Genomic DNA, 18490 nt, shown 5'->3' with positions numbered 1-18490 from the left:
GTTCCATGAGCCATGTATTGAATAAGTTGCACTAAAAATAATGACCACGCCACTCGTTTTTCACCCTATATATAGCCAGTTAGACCTTCCCGAACGACACCGCTTTCCCATCGAAAAATATGTGGGTATTCGAGACGAGCTGGTAAGGCGTGGTGTTGATAAAGCGCGTTTTACTACCCCGTCACCCGTTGATTTATCTGTTCTTACGGCCTATTACGACTCGAACTATGTCTATGCGCTTACTACTGGCGCATTAGATAAAAAAGCTATGCGCCGTATAGGCTTTCCTTGGTCGCAGCAGTTAATTGAACGTACCCGAACCGCAGTCGCAGGCACTTGTTTAACGGCAAACCTTGCATTAGAGCATGGCAAAGCCTTGAATTTAACTGGGGGGTATCATCACGCATTCTCTGATTTTGGTTCTGGCTTTTGTCTTTTCAATGATTTGTATTTAGCGGCAAAAACCATGCAGCAAACATCATCTATTGATAATGTGCTCATTATCGATTTGGATGTGCACCAGGGAGACGGCACAGCAAAGCTTGCTGAAGATGATCGCGATATCTTTACCTTATCCATTCATGGTGAAAAAAACTTTCCATACAGAAAGCAGCATTCGGATATTGATATCGGGCTTGCCAAGGGGACGGAAGATGACGAGTATTTAAGCACGCTTGAAGAAGCGCTTACGTTGGCTAATAGGCAGTTTCAACCCGATGCCATTATCTATGACGCAGGTGTGGATATTCATGTGAACGACGATTTAGGGCATTTACATATATCCACCCAAGGTGTTTATGAAAGGGACAAGACAGTATTTGCTTTAGCTGACCGTTTAGGTGTGCCAATTGCGGCGGTCATTGGTGGAGGGTATCAAAGAGATATTGCTGCGCTGGTAGATGTGCATATTCAGCTTTATCGCGCTGCGGGTGTAATTGGCTAGCTGCGGCGAGTAGCTATCGAACAATAAAAAGCGCGCTCAAAACGTGTTGATAAAAAAATCGTTTGCCGCGCGCTTTGTAATTAAGCGTACTTATTTGTTTTACAAAAAGTGCAGCTGAAAACCAATACCGATGCGTTCTTGTGAACGGTTGTAGTCGATAAGAGAGTCGCCATAGCCATTGAAATACTGCAGCAGTAACTCATAGCGGTCAGATATCGGGTAGGTGAAGTCTAGCTGAATACTGCCTTTGTTTTCGTCAAAATCTAGGTTGTTTCTCAGAAGCGCAAGCACTTTAAAAGCACCAATTTTTCTGCCGTAACCAAATTCCATTCTGCCGTAGTAGTCTTGAATGTCTGGGTTATCGTCTCCCGTCGGATCAAGCGGGTCTGCTTTTTCGTCTTCAGGAATACGATACCAAGTCTTAAGGTAGTAAATATCGTCGTTGTCGCTGAACACTATTGACGCGAAGAGGCGGTTCCAACTGCGAGAGCGCAGACCACTTTGGCCGTTCGACATATGATTGAAACCGACTTGGAAGGTATTAAATTTGTAGCCAAGTACCGAATAATCAGCGGTTTCTTGCCAGAAAACTTCTGGCTCGTAATTAGTTTCGCGAAAGGGCTTTGACGCTTCACTATTATAAAGCTGCCAGAAAGAGGTTACCGTAAAGCCGAAGTACAAGCCGTCAAAGCCAGTATCTTCCATGTACAGGGGTAGCTTAGCGCTCACTTGAAACTTAGCTTCTTTATTATCTACGTTTTCTTCTGTTAACTCTTCATTGCCGAAGGTGTTAGGGTTAGAAACGTAAGTAATAGGAAGTAAATAATTTTGTCTATGCTGAGTAATAGCAAAAACGTTGTCCAGTGCTTCTTTATCACCTTCCAGGCGTTCATCTAGCGCGCTCTCTGTGGTTGTGTCACGTTTGATGATATCTATAACCTCAATACCACTTTCTTCTTGTGACCGCTGCTCATCTGCCTTTTCAACAAGGCTTTCCTGTTCGCTGTTCTCGATAGGTGATGTTTGTTCGCTTACCACTTCTTGTGATTCTTGAGCGCATACTGACGTGCAAGCAGCAAACGCTGCCAATATTATTAAAGGCTTTAACACAGACACCTTAAATTCTCCGTTACAAGGGGTTGTTATATTTTATTGAAGTCCAACGTTTGGCCTTCTGAAGACGCAAATACATGTAAAGTAGACGCTGCCACTGTGACGTATTCATTACAATGTTTCACGACATCATCTATAGCGTCATCTGTGCGTTCTGGATCATGACTATATAAAGCTAGTTGCTTAACATGACTTGCCATTGCTAGTTTGACCGCTTCTTCAGCAACGGAATGACCCCACCCGTTTTTAGCAGGCATGTCTGTTAACATGTACTGTGCATCATGAATAAGCAAGTCTGCGCCGTTAGCAAACTTCGCAAAATCTAGAAAATCTGTTTCTTTTTTATAAGGAGGGTAGAGTTCATTATCGGTGATATAAGCAACTTTGACACCGTCGGCTTCAATACAATAGGCGCTACCGCTGCCTGGGTGGTTCATGGCCAAGCGGGTGATAGTCGCACTTCCAATGGTAAATGTATTCTCTGTGGCAGGATACTCAATAAGGCTTATGGAAGACTTTAACGCGTTTTTCGGAACGGGGAATAATGACCCTTCCATTTGTTTTAAAATTTGATCTGGTTCGTTGAGTTGAGTAAGACCCGGATAAATGTTTATTTCACGTGATTCTTGGTAAATAGGTGCGAAAAAAGGAAAACCTTGAATATGGTCCCAATGGTTGTGACTTAATAAAAGGTGGATTGGCGTTGTCTTTTTAATTAAGCGGTCGCCAAGTAAGCGAATACCAGTACCTGAGTCGAGAATGATATCAGTACCATCCTCGAGCTCAATGTGAACGCATGCGGTGTTACCACCATAACGAACGTAAGCTGCCCCCGGAGTAGGTATTGACCCTCTTACGCCATAAAAAGTTAACCGCATACGCCCTCATCTACTTATCTAATGAGCAAGTTCAGGTTTTAGAGAGCGGCTACAAAGTCTTTTGCTGCGCTAAGGTCTAATAACTGTTTCTCGCCAGTACGTCTATTCTTATATTCAACCTGTTGATTATCCAGGTTTCTTTCACCAATAACAATGCTGTGAGGTATGCCAATTAATTCCATATCATTGAACATAACACCCGGGCGCTCTTTTCTGTCATCAAATAACACTTCTACGCCTAGTGCAATAAGCTCTTCGTATAGCGTTTCTGCAGCTTCTTTTATACGATGAGATTTATGCATATTCATTGGTATTAATGCAATTTTAAACGGCGCAATAGGATCTGGCCACTTTATGCCGAATTTATCGTGATTTTGCTCGATAGCAGCAGCAACAATGCGCGATACACCAATGCCGTAACAGCCCATGGTCAGCGTTTGATGCTTACCTGATTCACTTAGCACACCGCAGTTCATGGCTTCTGAATACTTGCTGCCAAGTTGGAAAATATGACCCACTTCGATACCGCGCTTAATATCAAGCGTGCCTTTACCGTCTGGAGCCGCATCGCCAGCGACGACATTGCGAATATCTACACCAGTAATATCATCAGACCAATTTACGTTGATGTTCATTTTACCGCCAGCGCCAGCGCCTGTTGTAAAATCTGCTAGCGCTACAGCACTTGCATCCACGTAAGCTGGGATTGGAAGGTTAGTTGCGTCTGCAAAATAGGGTACTACACCAAGCACTTCTTTCGCTTTGTCGAATGACGCTTCAACCAGCGGGGTAGCAACACCTTCAATTTTCTCTGCTTTAATATCATTTAATTCGTGGTCAGCGCGCAGCACTAATGCAACCCAGTTGTCTGCTTGTACTTCTTCGCCTTTGTCATCTGTTGCGTTTGCCGCTTTTACCACAACAACTTTTACAGCATTGGTTATATCGGCATCGATACTTTTAAGTATTTTTTCGAAGTCTTTGCCTTTTGCATCTTTCGTTTCTACAGAGGCACCGGTAGCTTGTGCTTTTTCTGGTGCCACAGCGGCGGCCATTTCAACGTTAGCCGCGTAGTCGCTGCCTGATGAGAATGCAATGGCGTCTTCACCAGAGTCAGCTAGCACGTGAAACTCATGAGAATGATTACCACCAATTGAGCCTGAATCGGCTATTACTGCTCTGTAATCAAGACCCATACGAGAGAAAATGTTGCAGTAAGCGTTATACATTTTCTGGTAAGTCTCTTCCAGGCAGCTTTCTTCTAAGTGAAAGCTATATGCATCTTTCATCGTAAACTCACGACCACGCATAATGCCGAAACGCGGGCGAACTTCGTCGCGGAATTTTGTCTGGATTTGATACAGGTTTAGTGGAAGTTGCTTGTAGCTGCTTATTTCATTGCGTACAAGGGCTGTAACCACTTCTTCGTGAGTTGGGCCTAATACAAAGTCGCGCTGGTGACGGTCTTTAACGCGAAGCAGTTCTGGGCCGTATTCTTCCCAGCGTCCTGACTCTTCCCATAGATCAGCAGGCTGAACAACGGGCATAAGCACTTCAATTGCGCCTGCTTTGTTCATTTCTTCACGAACAATATTGGCTACTTTATTAAGTACACGAAGACCTGACGGCAGCCACGTGTAAAGACCTGAGGCAAGCTTTCTGATCATACCAGCTCTCAGCATAAGCTGGTGGCTGATAACTTCTGCATCGGCAGGTGTTTCTTTCTGCGTGGCAAGCAAATATTGACTAGTGCGCATGTAAAGCAGGTATCCTGTTTTCAATGTATTTATGACTGTGGGTGTGCTGGCCTTCTGCGATAAGTTCTACACATTATGGAATTGTTGCTAAATGCTTTAAACAAAGAATGGGCATCACACGTTTGGCGGTATTCTAATTAACTGTGAGCCATTTCGCCACAGACTGTTTACACTAAAAGTGCAATTATCCTAAATGAACGAGCTCAGTTACCCATACCACACTATTTTTTACCTTAAAGCCTACATCAACATCGTATAGGGTAACGCGGTAGGTTTTCTCGTCGCTATCTAGTTTTTGTTTATACGCTGGGCGAGGGTCTTGCGCCAGTACCGCCTTAACTAAAGAGGTAAAGTCGCTGTACTTTTTGTCTATCTCAGAAAGCGTTGGCTTGAGCGTATCTAAAAATTCCACATGGCGTTGGGGAATGGGGCTAATGTCGTCAAGCTTGTCGCTTGCGTTTTGAACACTATCTGCGTAACCGATGTAAGGTTTGATATCAATAAGCGGCGTACCATCTACTAAATCTACACCTTCTACTAGCAAGTGCGCTTTACCCTTATCGTGAACTAGCCCATTGTTTTTCACGACAGACATGCCAATACTGTTCGGCCGATGTGTACTGCGAGTGGCTAAAACACCCATAGTGGCATTGCCGCCCAACCGAGGTGCCTTTACTGTATTTTTCCAACCGCGCTCAATGTTTTTATGAAAAATAAAAAGTAGCCACAGGTGACTATAACTTTCTATCCCTTTTAGCATGTGGATATCGTTAAACCCTTCTTCGAACGTAATTATCCCATGAGCTTTTGCTAAGTTAGGTTGCCTTGGGATGGCAAACTTTTGCTTGAAAGGCGTAGCGATACTCGCAATTGTCGATACGTTAAATGAAGTTGGCGTAGTCACGGGTCTGCTTCAACCTAATTAAAAATAATTTTTGCTGTCATATTACTCTCATACTTAACAGGTAATGTAACAGTGCAAGTGAAAACTTGAACCAGATAAAGTATTTTTTCGGTTCACGAATGAAATGTTTATTTGGGTTCCCTGGAGTAATCCAACATTTTTAGCCTGCTTAGTTATCGCACTAGAACTTTTTCTGGTATCAGTTTATAAAACTTGTGTACTTAGCAAAGCAATTAAAACGCTCGTGTTTTACTGCGCAGGCTTATCTTTTTTTATTGCTTCTAATGCGTTCTCAAAATAAGGGCAGCCAAGTGCCTGCGCCTTTTCAATGTTATGGCTGAATATCTTTTCCGCGTCCTCTTCTTTCTTCATATAGCGAGTAATGTCAGCTTCGCGGATTAAATGCAAGAGCGGGTAGGGGGAACGATTCGTGTAGTTTTCAGCATCGTTAAAATCGCTACCGTCAAAAACATAGTCAGGGTGAAAACTCGCGAGTTGATAGGTGCCACTGTATCCCCAGTCATGCAACATATTATCGCCAATAGCTAGCACATCAAGGTACTCTTCAAAATCAGCAAGGCTCGGATTTGTCAGGGCAATTAGTGTGGTAGCGGTGCTCTCATTCTCTTCCAAATGGCGAAGTTCGTCGTATAGAGATTGAATAACGTCCCCTGCATCTCCCGCTATTACTTCACAACGAATTTGATTTGGCGTTCTTACATAGCGCGCAAAGGGGCAAAAATTGTGTTTTATCACAATATCATCAACCCACTTAAGCGTTGCATCAATTACGTGTTGTTCGCACAACGAAGAGATTGGTTCTGCCATAGAGAAGTTTTTCAATTTAGGTCTGTATTCAAAGAGAGGGGAGTATAAAGCAAAAAGGCAGAAATTTAATTTCTGCCTTTAAAATTTAATTAAGCCTTAGTGCTTTAAGAATGAAACTTAACGTACGCCTCAAGCGTGTTTTCTATTAAACTTGCCACTGTCATAGGACCAACACCGCCAGGTACAGGTGTTATCCAGCCTGCACGCTCTTTGGCTTTTTCAAAATCAACATCGCCTATTAATGAGCCATCATTAAGACGGTTAATGCCCACATCGATCACAATCGCCCCAGGCTTAACCCAGTCGCCAGGTATAAAGTTAGGTTTACCGACAGCTACAACAAGTAAATCTGCACGCTGAACGTGGCTTTTAAGGTCTTGAGTAAACTTGTGGCAGGTAGTAACAGTACAGCCGGCCAACAATAATTCAAGACTCATAGGGCGGCCCACAATATTCGACGCACCGACAATAACCGCGTCTAAACCCTTAACAGGGCGTTTAGTTGACTCAATCATGGTCATGATGCCCTTGGGTGTACAAGGTCGCAAAGCGGGAATGCGTTGAGCAAGGCGACCAATGTTATAGGGGTGGAAGCCATCGACATCTTTATGCGGGTGAATACGCTCTAACACTTTCTCTGCGTTGAGACCGGCGGGTAGTGGAAGTTGAACCAAAATACCGTCTATCTCTTTATCTTCGTTTAGCTCGTCCACTAAGTTAAGTAAGGTTTCTTCCGTAGTGTCGGAAGGTAGATCGAAAGAGCGAGAAACGAAGCCTACTTCTTCACAGGCTTTACGCTTATTTGAAACGTAAACTTGAGAAGCGGCATCACTGCCTACAAGGACAACGGCAAGACCTGGCTGTCTTTTACCTGCCTGAGTAAGTGATTCAACATAGGATGTTACGTGTTGGCGAACTTGCTTGGCAATTAATTTGCCGTCAATAAGATGGGCGGTCATAGTCTTGTACGATTCTTATATGGTTGGGTGGTCAACAAGTGCCCTATATTGTTTCATAAAACAGGGGGAATACTCTAGCAATTATTAGATAGTAGTTATTGGTCGTAACCGAACCTTAAATAAGTTCAACTTAACCGTATAGCGTGTGTAACTGAGTAACCGCTCAACATAAAAGAAATAACGAGAGACCAACAAAGTCAAAAAGTAGTTTACGTGATAATAAACAAAGCCCTTTCCTTTAAGCATGGTTGTCTGGTCTAGGTTGAACAAATAACTTTTCTTGCAATAGCAATATGGCAAAGCCGTTTACGGGTTGCTACGCGTGCTAAAAGTAGTGGAATATGGACAGAATTGTACAAAAAAACATGATAATGAGTGCTTTGTGAGCGGTTGGTGATTTTATTTAAAAAAGTGTTTGACGAGGTGGGGGGATGTCAGTAATATTCGCACCCCGTAACGGCACAGAGGCTTACGCATCTTGTTCGGTACGACAGTCGGTGAGTGGCGCAGCTTGGTAGCGCACTTGTTTTGGGTACAAGGGGTCGCAGGTTCAAATCCTGTCTCACCGACCACTTTTTTGCAGCGAAGATTCGCCAAGCGCCCGTAGCTCAGCTGGATAGAGCAACGGCCTTCTAAGCCGTGGGTCGCAGGTTCGAATCCTGCCGGGCGCGCCATGCGAGTCAGGTAGGTCCTGACAGCAAGGCTGAATTTTTACATCTACACTGCTAGTATAAAGCATGTAGACTGCAACACACCCTATGGTGGGCGTAGCTCAGTTGGTAGAGCCCCGGATTGTGATTCCGGTTGTCGTGGGTTCAAGTCCCATCGTCCACCCCACTTTTAGCGGAAGTGGTGGAATTGGTAGACACGCTGGATTTAGGTTCCAGTGCTTCACGGCGTGAGAGTTCAAGTCTCTCCTTCCGCACCATATTTTCAAGCTTTTTTAAAAGCTTAAATTAAGCATTCCTGTCGGTGAGTGGCGCAGCTTGGTAGCGCACTTGTTTTGGGTACAAGGGGTCGCAGGTTCAAATCCTGTCTCACCGACCATTTATGCTTATTTGACTTAGTAATAACCCGCAGCTCAGCGAATAATTCCAAGAGCGTTAAAGGTTAAAGTCAAATCAGACTATCGAGCAGCAAAGTAAGATCCTGACAGTTCGATAGATGTTTATGTGTTTATCAGTTCGCACGTAAACAAATACAGGATTACTGTGGTGGGCGTAGCTCAGTTGGTAGAGCCCCGGATTGTGATTCCGGTTGTCGTGGGTTCAAGTCCCATCGTCCACCCCACTTCTTGCGGAAGTGGTGGAATTGGTAGACACGCTGGATTTAGGTTCCAGTGCTTCACGGCGTGAGAGTTCAAGTCTCTCCTTCCGCACCATATTTCTAAGCTTACTTAAAGCTTGGATATATACATTTCTATCGGTGAGTGGCGCAGCTTGGTAGCGCACTTGTTTTGGGTACAAGGGGTCGCAGGTTCAAATCCTGTCTCACCGACCACTATCTCTTATTCCCTGTTCTTCTATCTTTCCTAAATAGCGTCTTAAATCGCTAGTCAATGTGGTTTTTCAATCTATTTTTCTTACTTGTTTCGCAATTTGTTTAAAATGCGTTCAATTGGTTGTTACAAACTTGTGTTTCCCTCTCGACTCTTGTGGTGTGCGGCTGTATACTACCGCGTCTTTTTTTAACCAGTACGTTTGTTTCAGGTTGGCTTTGTGGCACGATTTTGTGTCCTAACTTTGATTTTATAAACGTCGAATAACGACCTTCTACCCCGGAGTGATATGCAATTAATGCATGACGGGAGAGGGGATTGAGAACAAAACGCCTGTAGAGGCGTATAGTTGAGGTAACATAATGCAAGTTTCAGTCGAGACGACCCAGGGTTTAGAACGCCGTCTTACTATCACCGTTCCATCTGACACGGTTGATTCAGCAGTTAAGTCACGCCTACAGCAGTTGGCAAAAACACAACGCATCAACGGCTTCCGTCCAGGTAAAGTTCCTGTAAGCGTAATCAAAAAGCGTTTCGGCCAGGCAGTTCGCCAAGAAGTTGCTGGCGATGTTATGCAGCAAAACTTCTACCAAGCAGTCATTCAAGAAAAGATTCAGCCTGCTGGTATGCCAAAGTTTGAACTGACTAAAGACGAAGACGGTCAGGACCTAGAATTTGTAGCATCTTTCGAAGTTTACCCAGAAGTAGAAGTGAAAGGTGTTAGCGATATCGAAATCGAAAAGCCAGTAGTAGAAATTACTGATAAAGATCTTGATAACATGATGGAAACGCTTCAAAAGCAGCACGCATCTTGGAAAGAAGTTAAGCGTAAAGCGAAGAAAGACGACAAAGTTATCATCGACTTCGTTGGTTCTATCGACGGTGAAGAGTTCGAAGGCGGAAAAGCAGAAGATTTCGCTCTAGAACTTGGCAAAGACCGCATGATCCCAGGTTTCGAGAAGCCACTAGTTGGCGCGAAAGCGGGTGAAGAAGTAACTATCGAAGTTACTTTCCCAGAAGATTACCATGCTGAAAACCTAAAAGGTAAAGACGCAGTTTTCCAAGCAACAGTTAAGAAAGTAGAAGGTCTAGACCTTCCAAAAGTTGACGAAGAGTTTGCTAAGCTATTCGGTGTTGAAGAAGGCGGCGTTGACGCACTTAAAGCTGAAGTTCGCAAGAACATGCAGCGTGAGCTAGACCAAACGCTTAAAGCACAAGTTAAAGAAGACGTAATTTCTAAGCTTGTTGAAGCTAACGAGATTGATATTCCTCAAGCGCTTATCGATCAAGAAGTAAACGCGCTACGCGAGCAAGCGAAGCAACGTTTCAGCCAACAAGGCGGTGGTCAGAATCTTCCAGACCTACCTGCAGAACTGTTTACTGACAACGCTAAGCGTCGCGTATCTATTGGTCTACTTCTAGGTGAAGTAATCAAAGAAAACGAACTAAAAGCAGACGAAGCTAAAGTTAACGAGATGATCGAAACTGCAGCTTCTGCGTATGAAGATCCACAAGAAGTTGTTGACTACTACAACAACAATCAAGAGCTTATGCAGCAAATGCAAAACGTTGCGCTAGAAGAACAAGCGATTGAGTGGGTTCTTGAGCAAGCAAAAGTTACTGAAGTAACTAAAGCTTTTGACGAGGTTATGAACAAACAGGCGTAATTTTTTACTGTCTGATTGACAATACTTGTCAGCAACTGCTTAAATGCTCGGAGCCTTCCGAGCATTTTTGTTTTTAACGCTAGATAATCAAGGTAGCTATGACTAATACCCCGTTTGACCCAATGAATGCACTTGTTCCTATGGTTGTTGAGCAAACCTCAAAAGGTGAGCGCTCATACGACATTTACTCTCGTCTTTTAAAAGAAAACGTAATTTTCTTGGTAGGACAAGTTGAAGATCACATGGCCAACCTCATCGTTGCTCAAATGTTGTTCTTAGAAGCTGAAAACCCAGAGAAAGATATTTTCCTATACATCAACTCGCCGGGCGGGTCTGTGACTGCTGGTATGGCAATCTATGACACAATGAGATTTATCAAGCCAGACGTGAGCACAGTGTGTATGGGCCAAGCTGCGAGCATGGGCGCATTTCTACTATCTGCAGGAGCAAAAGGTAAGCGTTATTGTCTACCTAACTCTCGCGTAATGATTCACCAACCTCTTGGTGGTTTCCAAGGTCAGGCATCTGATTTTGAAATACATGCGAAAGAAATTCTGTCTATTAAAGAGAAGTTGAATCGCCTAATGGCAGACCATACTGGTCAAGACTATGAAAAAGTCGCGCGCGACACAGACCGTGATAACTTTTTAAGCGCAACCGAGGCAAAAGATTACGGCCTGGTTGACCAAGTTTTAGCAAATCGATCTGACGTAGCCGGAACTAAGTAGTATAGTTATAGATGACCCGAGCCAGTGCATAGCACGAATTTGGTTTTCGGCTCGGGTAAGGCAGAGGCAAAAGTAATGAGTGATAAGCAAAGCGGTGACGGTGATAACAAGCTACTGTACTGTTCGTTTTGTGGCAAAAGCCAACACGAAGTAAGAAAGTTAATAGCAGGCCCGTCGGTATTTATTTGCGACGAGTGTGTTGAGTTATGTAACGATATCATTCGCGAAGAAATTAAGGAAATCGCGCCTAAGCAAAAGCAGGACGCTTTACCTAAACCAACTGAAATTCATGCTCATCTTGACGATTATGTTATCGGCCAAGAACATGCGAAGAAGGTGCTATCAGTAGCGGTTTATAACCACTACAAGCGTTTGCGCAATGGTGATGTTCACGAAGGCGTAGAACTAGGCAAAAGTAACATTCTGTTAATTGGCCCTACAGGCAGTGGTAAAACACTATTAGCAGAAACACTTGCACGTTTACTTGACGTGCCGTTCACAATGGCTGACGCAACCACACTAACGGAAGCGGGCTACGTGGGTGAAGATGTTGAGAATATTATTCAAAAACTACTTCAGAAGTGTGATTACGACGTTGAGAAAGCGCAGCGCGGTATTGTTTACATTGATGAAATCGACAAAATTTCTCGTAAGTCTGACAATCCATCAATTACCCGTGACGTATCGGGTGAAGGTGTTCAACAAGCTCTTCTTAAGTTGATTGAAGGTACGGTTGCGTCGGTTCCTCCGCAAGGTGGACGTAAGCATCCTCAGCAAGAGTTCTTGCAAGTTGATACTTCTAAAATACTGTTTATCTGTGGCGGTGCATTTGCTGGCCTTGATAAGGTTATCGAGCAGCGCGCACAGAAAGACACAGGTATTGGATTTGGTGCAACGGTTAAGTCGAAAGACAACAGTAAGCAAATTAGCGAGCTGTTTAAACAGGTTGAACCTGAAGACTTGGTGAAATACGGGTTAATTCCAGAATTCATCGGTCGTCTTCCGGTAGTTACCAGCCTTGAAGAGTTAAACGAAGAGGCACTAATTCAAATTCTACGCGAGCCTAAGAATGCAATCACCAAACAATACGGTGCATTGTTCTCAATGGAAGATGTAGAGCTTGAATTCCGTGATGATGCGTTAAATGCTATTGCGAAAAAAGCAATGGAGCGCAAAACCGGTGCTCGTGGCCTTCGCTCAATTGTAGAAGCCGTTCTACTAGATACCATGTACGACCTTCCTTCTATGGAAGACGTTAGCAAAGTTGTTATCGACGAAACGGTTATTCGTGGTGAATCGAAGCCTATTTTGATTTACGACAGTAATGAGAAAAAGGCGGCGTCTGAATAGACGTTAGCTAGTCATGAAAAAGGTCCTGCGGGACCTTTTTTTGTATGTATCGGTAGATAATGGTTCGTAAGCAATCTTGTGATAACTGACAATAACTAATTCGCTGATACGGTTAATATTTAAGCGGGTAAGAGTGGTAAAGCTATCCTTTCTACTAGAATTTTTAGTTTTGTATTGCCATTCGGTGCAAAATCGATAATGGTTATATTAAGGTCGACAGGCCCCAGAGCAGGGAAGGTAAGGTTAAGGAATTAACACACTTTAATAAGTTTCGATTGAACTTTGCTCTTGCATCCCCATATAAAAATGACATTTCAAACTAATTGAGAACAAGTATGACAGTTGAGCGTGAAAATCGCATTGAAATTCCTGTGCTTGCCTTGCGGGACGTGGTTGTTTACCCGCATATGGTCATACCCCTATTTGTTGGGCGTGAGAAATCAATCCGTTGCCTAGAAGCGGCAATGGATAATGACAAACAAATTTTTCTAGTAGCACAAAAAGACGCGGGCGTTGATGAGCCTGAAGCAGACGATATTTACACTGTAGGTACCATTGCTACTATTCTGCAGCTTTTAAAGCTTCCTGACGGTACTGTAAAGGTACTTGTAGAAGGTAGCGTACGTGGTGAAATTGAAAGCTATAAACAGTCAGACCCTTTCTTTGTCGCTAACGTTGATAAGTTAGAAGATGAAGGCATTGATGAGAGTGAGCAAGAAGTCTTGATTCGCTCTGCAGTGTCGCAGTTTGAAGGCTATGTGAAACTGAATAAAAAAATCCCACCAGAAGTGCTGACTTCACTTAATGGGATTGAAGATGCGGCGCGCCTAGCAGATACCATGGCTGCGCACATGCCTCTTAAGCTTACTGAGAAGCAAAAAGTGCTAGAAATGCAGGGTGTTAATGAGCGCCTTGAATATTTGATGGCACTGATGGAAGGCGAAATTGATTTGCTGCAGGTGGAAAAGAAAATTCGCACCCGCGTTAAAAAGCAAATGGAAAAAAGCCAGCGCGAATATTATTTGAATGAGCAAATGAAAGCCATTCAAAAAGAATTGGGTGAGCTAGACGATGCGCCTGATGAGTTCGAGGCTCTTTCTAAGAAAATAGCTGACGCGAAAATGCCTAAAGAGGCTGAAGATAAAGCGAAAGCTGAACTTCAAAAGCTTAAAATGATGTCACCGATGTCAGCAGAAGCTACTGTGCTTCGAAGCTACATTGAATGGCTTACAAATGTTCCGTGGAATAAGCGTTCGCCTGTGAAGAAAGATCTTTCACGGGCTGAAGGCGTGCTTAACGAAGACCACTACGGTCTTGAAAAAGTAAAAGAACGTATTCTTGAGTACTTGGCGGTTCAACAGCGCGTTAAGAAGCTTAAAGGCCCGATTCTATGTCTTGTTGGGCCTCCTGGTGTGGGTAAAACTTCGCTTGGCCAATCTATCGCAAAAGCGACGGGACGTAAGTATGTACGTATGGCCCTAGGCGGCGTGCGAGACGAGGCCGAAATACGTGGTCACCGTCGTACTTACATTGGTTCATTGCCAGGTAAGCTCGTACAAAAAATGGCGAAAGTAGGGGTTAAAAACCCGCTGTTCCTACTTGATGAAATCGACAAGATGTCATCAGACATGCGAGGTGACCCTGCGTCAGCCTTGCTAGAGGTACTAGATCCTGAGCAGAACAACAGCTTCAGCGACCATTATTTAGAAGTGGATTACGATCTATCTGACGTGATGTTCGTCGCAACCTCTAACAGCATGAATATTCCAGGTCCGCTGCTTGACCGTATGGAAGTTATTCGCCTATCTGGCTACACCGAAGATGAAAAGCTTAATATTGCGAAGAACCACTTAATTGGTAAGCAAATGGAGCGCAATGGTCTTAAAGCGAAAGAGCTTGAGATTACAGATTCTGCTGTCATTGGCATGATTCGTTACTACACGCGCGAAGCGGGTGTTAGAAGCTTAGAGCGTGAAGTGTCAAAGGTATGCCGTAAAGCGGTTAAAGATATTTTACTTACTAAGAGCAAAGACAAGGTCATTGTCACTCAAGATAATCTTAAAGATTATCTTGGCGTTCAGCGCTTTGACTACGGTAAAGCCGATAAAGACAATCAAATCGGTCAAGTTACCGGTTTAGCTTGGACTCAAGTTGGTGGCGACTTACTAACTATCGAAACCACATCGGTTCCAGGTAAAGGCAAAATGACGTCCACAGGCTCTTTGGGCGATGTTATGCAGGAGTCAATCAAAGCAGCGATGACAGTGGTGAGAAGCCGCGCTGAAAAGCTTCGCATTAATGATGACTTTTATGAGAAGCGTGATATTCATGTGCACGTTCCTGAAGGTGCAACACCGAAGGATGGACCAAGTGCCGGTATTGCAATGTGTACCGCTTTAGTATCTTCACTAACAGGTAACCCTGTGAAATGTGATGTTGCCATGACGGGTGAAATTACGCTTCGCGGTGAAGTACTTGCTATTGGTGGTCTAAAAGAAAAGTTACTTGCAGCACACCGTGGTGGTATTAAAACGGTGGTTATTCCAAAGGATAACGAGCGTGATTTGGAAGAAATTCCAGACAATGTGAAAAAAGATTTATCAATTCACCCAGTTAAATGGATTGATGATGTTCTTGATATTGCGCTTCAGGAACCTGTTGAAAGTTTCGAAGTGGTTAAAAAGTAACTTACACGTTTGGCTGTATACCTTTATTTTTAAAGGCGTGCAGCCTTGTTTTTGCTATAAAAATGCAATAATTGACTAAATTATGTGCATTAGACGAAAGAAAAGCTTATTTTTTTGAAAATAGGGCTTTCATGTCGCAAAAGTTGTGTTACCTTTAAGTGGTATTCGCTTGAAGCCTTGCCACAAAAGGGATTGCAGCGATTCATTTAAAAAGTTAATTATTTGTGACTGAAGCTTGATGTTAACGATCAAGCTTGCTATAACGTTCAAGCAAAATCGTTTTGGACAAACAGTATAATAACAATCGAAGGGGATCTAATTGTGAACAAGTCTCAACTTATCGACCAAATCGCTGCTGGTGCAGACATTTCTAAAGCAGCTGCTGGCCGCGCTCTTGACGCATTCACTGACTCAGTAACTGCGGCGCTAAAAGACGGCGACCAAGTTGCACTAGTAGGCTTTGGTACTTTCTCAGTTCGCGAACGTTCAGCTCGCAGTGGTCGTAACCCACAAACTGGTGAGACTATTCAGATTTCAGCAGCGAAAGTTCCATCTTTCAAAGCTGGTAAAGCACTGAAAGACGCTTGTAACTAAGCAAAAAAATTATAGAAAAAGGCGATGGCTAGTCCATCGCCTTTTTTATTTCTAAAGCAAAGAATTCAATATTGGGGTCAGAGTAACGACTCTGACCCCAATATTTCAAGAGTAAGAATTTCCCCTTTAGGCATGCCGATTTTCATACATGTCAGTGAAGCGCTTTAACTTGACGAAAGTCATTACAAATAGTGTGTTTTGACGTTTATATTCGGCTGCATTGGGTTATAATCATCGCTTATTTTACCTTGAGCTCGCCAGCAGGTGATAGATAAGGGTAATTGTAGTAAGCAACGGAGTTGAAGAACAATCATGCTAGAAAGAATCAGAGAAGGTTCTCAAGGCCCTTGGGCGATGGCGATTATTGCGCTTATCGTTTTAAGTTTCGTATTCGCAGGTGTTGGTAGTTACCTAACATCATCAGGTACTACAGCAGTAGCAACTGTCAACGGCGAAGAAATTTCGGCACAAGAACTAGAACGTGCATACCAAAACCAGCGTGCACAAATGGAGTCACAGTACGGCGAAAGCATCGCGCAGCTTTTCTCTAGCGAACAATATCTCGCAGATTTTAGAAAAAATGTACTGGACAGACTTATTGCTGAAAAGCTGATTCAGCAACAAGCTACCGATATGGGCTTGCGTGTAAGCGATGAACAGATTCGTGAAACGATAGTGCAAATGCCAGAATTTCAATTTGGTGGTCAGTTTGATAACGAGCGTTTCCAAGCTATTCTCCGCCAAAATGGTTTTCAAGTTGCAGATTTCCGCGATTACCTAAGAACGCAGATGACTCAGAATCAGTTGGCGGCAGCGTTAACGAATTCTTCATTTTCTCTAGATGGCGAAGTGCAACGAGCTAATGCCCTTCAACGCCAAACTCGTGATGCAAAATACGTATTAGTGAGCTCTGACGAGTTTGCTAGTTCTATCGAAGTAACAGACGCAGACATAGAAGCCTTCTACAACAATAATATTGCCTCTTTCGATACTGAAGAGCAGGTGAAACTGGCTTATGTAAAACTAAGCGTTGAAGACCTGAAAGGTCGCGTTTCTGTAGATGAAGAAGCAGTACGTACTTATTACGACAATAACCTTGGAAGCTATGGCACTGAAGAGGAACGCCGCGTTTCACATATTCTTATCGAAGCCGGTGATGACCAAGATGCTGCAAAAGCAAAAGCAGAGTCATTAAAAACTCAGCTTGATAACGGCGCTGACTTTGCAGTACTTGCTGAAGAAAATTCTGATGACACCTTCTCGGCTGAGAACGGCGGTGACCTAGATTTCATTACACCTGAAATGATGGACCCAGCGTTCGATGAAGCTGCCTTTGCTTTAGAAAATGTAGGTGATGTATCTGACGTTGTTGAGACCGAGTTTGGCTTTCACATTATTAAGTTAACAGACATCAAAGAAGCGCAAGTAAAATCATTTGATGAAGTGGCTAGCGAAATTCGCGACACCCTTCTTTACGATGCGGCGATGGAAAAGTACTTTGAGCTTCAAAATACCCTAGCTGAGATTGCGTTTGAGGTGCCAGATACACTTGAAGACGCAGCTAATGCTGTAGATCTACCTATACAAGAGTCTGTGCTTTTCAGCCGAAATACGGCGCCTGCAGAACTAAGCTTCCCTGGTTTGCTGGATGTTGCTTTCTCATCAGAGCTAGTTGAAGAAGGCCTTAACAGCGACATTATTGAACTTGATGACGAAACAGTTGTTGTTGCGCGTGTTATTGAGCATCAACCACAACGTACTCAGTCACTAGATGAAGTTCGCGAAGGAATTGAAGCATCAGTAAAAGCGGAAAAAGCGAAAGAAGCAGCAGAAGCTTGGGCCTTCGACATTGCACAGAAAGTACGTGCGGGTGAAAGCGTTGAAAGTGAATTAGCAGAAAAATCTGTAGCCTGGGAAACGGCAGCAGCAGTGCCAAGAGCAGGCGCTACACTAGCACGCGCATTGGTTGATACGCTTTTCTCACTGGGCCTTGAAGGTGAAGATAAGGTTGACGTAGCAACAACAGTTAACGGCGATGTTGCAGTTGTTATGCTAGAAGGCGTAAATGCTGCACCTGAACTTGAAGCCGAGCTAGGTGAAAACCTGAAACAACGCCTTGCGCAAGTACAAGGTCAACGGGTTTATCAGCAGTACATCGATGCGCTTCGTGCAAATGCTGACGTGACTATTTCTGAGTCATTGTAAGTAGAATTGAGCCACTCGATTGACGGGTGGCAACAATTAAATAAATGATATAAAGCCAGCTTAAATAAGAGCTGGCTTTTTTGATCGGTTTTATTCTTTCCCTTGATGGTCGTTTAACGGGAACAGCAGCGTAATTAACACCTCGGTAAATCTACTTACTAAACCCATGGGCTATATTGGGTTGGCACATAGGTAGCAATTCTATAAGTAAAAAAGAGCTAATTTGTTAAAAACAACATGAGTGTATAAAACGCCGCAATGACGCCAGATAGCACGAATATGTAAAGGAAACCTTGCTTGCCTTGTTCAAGGGTATACTTGTTTGCCTGCAAATAACCAAACCAAAGTAATGACAAGATAAGGGGTATTAAAACAATTA

General features: G+C 43.5%; 13 protein-coding genes and 8 tRNA genes. 15 read left to right on the top strand and 6 right to left on the bottom strand.

Annotated elements, in window-relative coordinates; all coding sequences use genetic code 11:
* Positions 1-40 precede the first annotated feature (40 nt).
* Positions 41-943 carry a histone deacetylase family protein gene (locus tag IW644_RS09540; protein ID WP_269917393.1) on the top strand — a complete coding sequence of 301 codons (903 nt, stop codon included), beginning with the start codon at positions 41-43 and terminating at the stop codon, positions 941-943.
* 99 nt (positions 944-1042) lie between these two features.
* On the opposite strand, the gene IW644_RS09535 is transcribed toward IW644_RS09540, so the two are convergent.
* From IW644_RS09535 to folD, 6 genes are all read right to left on the bottom strand, one after another.
* A complete protein-coding gene (locus IW644_RS09535; protein WP_269917392.1) occupies positions 1043-2059 on the bottom strand; it encodes a phospholipase A in 1017 nt (338 codons plus the stop codon).
* Between the two features lie 26 nt (positions 2060-2085).
* Complete coding sequence (locus IW644_RS09530; protein WP_269917391.1) at positions 2086-2934, bottom strand: MBL fold metallo-hydrolase; 849 nt, start codon at positions 2932-2934, stop codon at positions 2086-2088.
* Between the two features lie 38 nt (positions 2935-2972).
* Positions 2973-4691 carry a proline--tRNA ligase gene (locus IW644_RS09525; protein WP_269917390.1) on the bottom strand — a complete coding sequence of 573 codons (1719 nt, stop codon included), beginning with the start codon at positions 4689-4691 and terminating at the stop codon, positions 2973-2975.
* A gap of 184 nt (positions 4692-4875) precedes the next feature.
* On the bottom strand, positions 4876-5595 hold the full coding sequence (tsaA, locus tag IW644_RS09520; RefSeq protein ID WP_269917389.1) for a tRNA (N6-threonylcarbamoyladenosine(37)-N6)-methyltransferase TrmO: 720 nt from the start codon (positions 5593-5595) through the stop codon (positions 4876-4878).
* A 249-nt stretch (positions 5596-5844) separates the two neighbouring features.
* Positions 5845-6423, bottom strand: coding sequence for a DUF1415 domain-containing protein (locus IW644_RS09515; RefSeq protein ID WP_269917388.1), 579 nt, complete (start codon positions 6421-6423; stop codon positions 5845-5847).
* A gap of 104 nt (positions 6424-6527) precedes the next feature.
* On the bottom strand, positions 6528-7382 hold the full coding sequence (gene folD, locus IW644_RS09510; RefSeq protein WP_118493308.1) for a bifunctional methylenetetrahydrofolate dehydrogenase/methenyltetrahydrofolate cyclohydrolase FolD: 855 nt from the start codon (positions 7380-7382) through the stop codon (positions 6528-6530).
* Between the two features lie 495 nt (positions 7383-7877).
* On the opposite strand from folD, the gene IW644_RS09505 reads away from it, so the two are divergent.
* The 14 genes from IW644_RS09505 to IW644_RS09440 all read left to right on the top strand — a co-directional run bounded on the left by IW644_RS09505 (position 7878) and on the right by IW644_RS09440 (position 18111).
* Positions 7878-7954, top strand: a tRNA-Pro gene (locus IW644_RS09505).
* A gap of 25 nt (positions 7955-7979) precedes the next feature.
* Positions 7980-8056, top strand: a tRNA-Arg gene (locus tag IW644_RS09500).
* An 87-nt stretch (positions 8057-8143) separates the two neighbouring features.
* Positions 8144-8219, top strand: a tRNA-His gene (locus IW644_RS09495).
* 6 nt (positions 8220-8225) lie between these two features.
* Positions 8226-8310, top strand: a tRNA-Leu gene (locus IW644_RS09490).
* 42 nt (positions 8311-8352) lie between these two features.
* Positions 8353-8429, top strand: a tRNA-Pro gene (locus IW644_RS09485).
* A gap of 167 nt (positions 8430-8596) precedes the next feature.
* Positions 8597-8672, top strand: a tRNA-His gene (locus IW644_RS09480).
* 6 nt (positions 8673-8678) lie between these two features.
* A tRNA-Leu gene (locus tag IW644_RS09475) sits at positions 8679-8763 on the top strand.
* Between the two features lie 42 nt (positions 8764-8805).
* Positions 8806-8882: transfer RNA gene (locus IW644_RS09470), tRNA-Pro, on the top strand.
* A gap of 360 nt (positions 8883-9242) precedes the next feature.
* Positions 9243-10547, top strand: a complete 1305-nt coding sequence (gene tig, locus IW644_RS09465; protein ID WP_118493310.1) for a trigger factor — start codon at positions 9243-9245, stop codon at positions 10545-10547.
* Between the two features lie 98 nt (positions 10548-10645).
* Entirely contained in the window at positions 10646-11275 is a 630-nt protein-coding gene (clpP, locus tag IW644_RS09460; protein WP_118493312.1) for an ATP-dependent Clp endopeptidase proteolytic subunit ClpP, read from the top strand.
* Between the two features lie 75 nt (positions 11276-11350).
* Positions 11351-12625 carry an ATP-dependent protease ATP-binding subunit ClpX gene (gene clpX / locus IW644_RS09455; RefSeq protein WP_269917387.1) on the top strand — a complete coding sequence of 425 codons (1275 nt, stop codon included), beginning with the start codon at positions 11351-11353 and terminating at the stop codon, positions 12623-12625.
* 335 nt (positions 12626-12960) lie between these two features.
* The gene (gene lon, locus IW644_RS09450) at positions 12961-15312 is read left to right on the top strand and encodes an endopeptidase La (RefSeq protein ID WP_179984033.1); all 2352 of its coding nucleotides are present in this window, start codon (positions 12961-12963) and stop codon (positions 15310-15312) included.
* Between the two features lie 321 nt (positions 15313-15633).
* On the top strand, positions 15634-15906 hold the full coding sequence (hupB, locus tag IW644_RS09445; RefSeq protein WP_012518978.1) for a nucleoid-associated protein HU-beta: 273 nt from the start codon (positions 15634-15636) through the stop codon (positions 15904-15906).
* 312 nt (positions 15907-16218) lie between these two features.
* Complete coding sequence (locus IW644_RS09440) at positions 16219-18111, top strand: SurA N-terminal domain-containing protein (RefSeq protein ID WP_269917386.1); 1893 nt, start codon at positions 16219-16221, stop codon at positions 18109-18111.
* Positions 18112-18490 lie beyond the last annotated feature (379 nt).

The sequence above is a fragment of the Alteromonas sp. PRIM-21 genome, assembly GCF_027563165.1.
Lineage (GTDB): Bacteria > Pseudomonadota > Gammaproteobacteria > Enterobacterales > Alteromonadaceae > Alteromonas > Alteromonas macleodii_A.
This window is presented reverse-complemented; position numbering and strand designations above follow the sequence as displayed.